Consider the following 323-nt stretch of genomic DNA (forward strand, 5'->3'; position numbering starts at 1 on the left):
GGGAGCGCCCGGCCGCAGCCCACGGCGGCCGGGCCCTCCCGGGGGGCGGTCAGCCGCGCGCCCCGAGGGCGTTGACCCGGCTGCGCTCGGCGCCGTTCGGGTAGGGCTAGGGGCAGGACGAGCAAGGCCCGCCGCGGGACATCAGCTAGCAGAACGGTCCCGAGTCGTGTTCGGGCAGGCCGAGCACGTGCCCGGTCTCGTGGGCCGTCACCCGCAGCGAGTTGTACTGCCGGTTCTGCTGGTAGTCGAGGAAGACGTACCCGCGCCGAGGCCCTCCGTGCTGGCCTACGATCCCCCCGGGTCGTTTCCCTAAGAACGGAAGA

General features: G+C 73.1%; 1 protein-coding gene. It reads right to left on the reverse strand.

Features of this window, described 5'->3' with window-relative positions:
• Positions 1 to 145: 145 nt before the first annotated feature.
• Complete coding sequence (locus tag PUR71_RS02805) at positions 146 to 292, reverse strand: snapalysin family zinc-dependent metalloprotease (RefSeq protein ID WP_443077329.1); 147 nt, start codon at positions 290 to 292, stop codon at positions 146 to 148.
• Between the last annotated feature and the right edge of the window lie 31 nt (positions 293 to 323).

The sequence above is a fragment of the Streptomyces sp. SP17BM10 genome (assembly GCF_036322405.1).
GTDB lineage: Bacteria > Actinomycetota > Actinomycetes > Streptomycetales > Streptomycetaceae > Kitasatospora.